The following is a 3,007-nucleotide window of genomic DNA, read 5'->3' as shown; positions in this document are numbered from 1 at the left end:
GTGCTAATCCTGCTTTCGCTCGGGGCATTCGACTTTCCGCAGCAGTGTTTCATCCGCGCAAACGCAAGCGGCACGCGCTACTTCATCCGCCGCCCGCTTCCTACGCGCGAAAACCACGCGGCACATCAAAAAATTTCGGAGATATTTTCACAATGGCAGAGATAACGGACGATTACAACATCATCACCGCAGCGGGCCTCACGCTGGGCTACGAAAAGGCGGGCGCAGTCATCCAAGACGCTAGTTTCGGCATCGGCGCGAAGGATTTCGTCATCATCACGGGCAAGAGCGGCAGCGGCAAATCCACGCTGCTTAAGTCCTTCTACGGCGGCATCGACATCATCGGCGGCGAGCTAAACGTCTGCCTGTGCGATCTAAAGGGCATCACGAACTCCGATCTGCGCACCCTGCGCCAGCGCATCGGCATTATCTTTCAAAACTACCGCCTGATCAACGAATGGACGATTGAGCGCAACATAATGCTTCCGTTAATGATAATGGGCTACAATCAGCAGGTCTGCCAAGACCAAGCCAAAAAGCTACTGCGCCATGTCGAGCTCGGGCATAAGATGGGCAAGTATCCGCTCGAACTTAGCGGCGGCGAGCAGCAGCGCGTGGCTTTGGCGCGTGCGATGGCGCATAATCCGCGCCTGCTGCTGTGCGACGAGCCTACGGGAAATTTGGACGACTACTCCAGCGCCATTATTTGGAATTTGCTGCGCTCGGCGTGCGAGTCGTGGAACGCCTGCGTCGTCATCGTGACGCATAAAATGCCTGCCACGCTGCGTTTTAGGCACCGACATTTTGAGATTAAGGACGCTAAAGTAAATGAAATCGATTAAAACCCATTTCGGCGTGATCTTTTCGCTCGTCGCGCTGCTTTTTTCGGTGCAGTTTGGAATTTTTATGAGCAATCTAACCAAAAGCTACGAGCGCTCGATCCAAAACGAATACAACATCGTGCTAGTCTCCAAAACTCCGCTCAGCCTGCAAGACGCGCAAAAAGCGGTACCGAAGATCAGCTCGATTAGCGAAATTTCGACCGCGGGCATCACCGAGCGGCTGAAAGGTAAAATTTCACAAAACGCCTTTGCCGAGCTGAGTAAAAATTTGCCTAAATTTTATAGCGTCAAGCTCGAAAGCTTCCCCGACGCCGCGCAGCTTGCCAAGATCGAGCAGGATCTAAAATCTATAGGCTCGCTCACGCGGGTTGAAATTTTTAAAAAGACCCACGATGAAATTTTTAAAATTTTACTGCTTATCAAAAGCCTCGTTTACGGCTTTGCGTTTCTCATCGTGCTTTTAGGTGTAATGCTAATCCACCGCCAGATGCGTATTTGGGTTTACGAGCACAAAGAGCGCATCGAGATCATGGAGCTTTTCGGCGCGTCGTTTCTGATAAAAAGCGGCAAACTCTACCGAATGGCGATAATCGACTCCTTCATCGCCACGCTGATCGTGACCTGCTTTTACATTGCGCTTCCTTCTTGGGAGGTGTTTTCGACCACGCTTAAGGGCATCGGCGATCTGCGCACCGCCATAGTGCTGCCTTACGACGCGCTGATCCTTTTGGGTGCCGCCTTGGCGCTATCTATCATCGCAGTTAGCTTTGTGATGCTGCAAATCGGAAATAAACGAGCATGAAAAGGGCTTTTTTAGCGCCGCTTCTTGCGCTGGGGCTTGCTGCAGCTCTTACTTATGCCGCGCCCGCAAAGCAGCAAAGCACGAAAGATAAGATCGCCAAAGCGGGTCAAGAGCTAAAAAGCTCGCAAAAGGAGGGGATGCAACTCTCGCAAAAGATCGACGAGATCGCGGGCCTTATCGTAAAGGAGCAGGAGGGCTTTAAAAAGCGCGAAGGCGAGATCAAGCAGCTAAGCGACGCGATCGAGGGCTTAAAAGATCAATACGCCGCCGAAGCGCAGGAGCTTGAAAAGCTTAATAGCCAAAACGTCACGCTTCTTAGCGTGCAAAACGATCTGGAAAGCAAAATCGCAAGCGTGATCTCGCAAGAGCTATCGTTTGATCTCATCACCGACGTAAATTCTACCACCACGCCCGATTCTATCATGGCTAGCGAAATTTTGGAGGGGCTTGGCGTCGTTATGAACGACGAGCTGAAAGGGCTGATCAAAGACTACGAAAATAATCAAAATTTTATCAACGAGCAGAACAAAAAGATCAAATCGATCCAGGCGAGCATGGCGGGCTATGATAAGAAAAAAACCGATCTCAACGCCAAGCAAACCACCCAAAAAGAAAAGCTCGCGCAGATGAAAAAGGACAAAGAGGACTACATCGCGAGGTTAGAGAAGATAAACGACGAGCAAGACGCCATATCTAAGACCCTGCAGGAGCTTAAGATCATCGACGACGCCGAGGAAAAAGCCAAAGCGCAGAAGGAGGAAGCGACGCGCCAAGCAAAGCTGGAGGCGCAGAAGCAAAAGGAGCGCCAGGCACGCGAAAAAGAGTACGCCAAAGCAAAGGCGGCTGCCAAAAAGGCGGGCAAGCCCGAGCCTGCGCCTCCTAGCGAGCCCGAGCCAGAAGTGAGCGAGCCGGCGGATGAGCGCGTAAGCAAGATCAATCAAAAGGTCAAGCAGTACGGCTCGAGCTATCAGTCCTCGCGCGTTAAAAAATACAGCGGAGCCAAGACCGCAGCGCCTTTAAACGGCGCGTATTTGAAGCGGAAATTCGGCAATTACAACGATCCCGTGTATAACATCAAGCTTTTCAACGAAAATATCGTGCTGGGCTCAAACAGCGGCGACACGCAGGTTAAGGCGGTGCTGCCGGGCAAGGTGGTCTTTGCCAAAGAAACCGCCGTGCTCGATAAGGTCGTGATCCTAGAGCACAGCGGCGGCATCCACACGATCTACGCGCATCTAAATCAGATCCCGCCTACCGTGCGCGTCGGCTCCAACGTCAAAAAGGGCTACATCATCGGGCGCATCGGCTCGGATCTGACCTTTGAAGTGACGCAGCAGAACTACCACATCAACCCGCTCGATCT

Annotated in this window: 3 protein-coding genes; all 3 read left to right on the top strand. The window is 52.0% G+C overall.

What is annotated here, in order from left to right; translation table 11 throughout:
* The first annotated feature begins 152 nt into the window (after positions 1-152).
* Entirely contained in the window at positions 153-842 is a 690-nt protein-coding gene (locus Q0238_RS08295; RefSeq protein ID WP_295152369.1) for an ATP-binding cassette domain-containing protein, read from the top strand.
* Positions 829-1,644 carry a hypothetical protein gene (locus Q0238_RS08290; RefSeq protein WP_297944970.1) on the top strand — a complete coding sequence of 272 codons (816 nt, stop codon included), beginning with the start codon at positions 829-831 and terminating at the stop codon, positions 1,642-1,644. Before Q0238_RS08295 ends, Q0238_RS08290 begins: the two co-directional genes overlap by 14 nt.
* A partial coding sequence (locus tag Q0238_RS08285; RefSeq protein WP_297944968.1) for a peptidoglycan DD-metalloendopeptidase family protein occupies positions 1,641-3,007 on the top strand: 1,367 nt, incomplete at its 3' end. The genes Q0238_RS08290 and Q0238_RS08285, both read left to right, overlap by 4 nt.

Origin of the sequence: uncultured Campylobacter sp. (assembly GCF_938045775.1) — a bacterium.
Classification (GTDB): domain Bacteria; phylum Campylobacterota; class Campylobacteria; order Campylobacterales; family Campylobacteraceae; genus Campylobacter_B.
Note: the sequence above shows the minus strand (reverse complement) of the source record. Positions and strands in the feature narration are given on the sequence as shown.

What these genes read in the sequence shown, in the direction of transcription:
- Q0238_RS08290 (WP_297944970.1), top strand. Translation starts at nt 829, where the DNA reads ATGAAATCGATTAAAACCCATTTCGGCGTGATCTTTTCGCTCGTCGCG.
- Q0238_RS08295 (WP_295152369.1), top strand. Translation starts at nt 153, where the DNA reads ATGGCAGAGATAACGGACGATTACAACATCATCACCGCAGCGGGCCTC.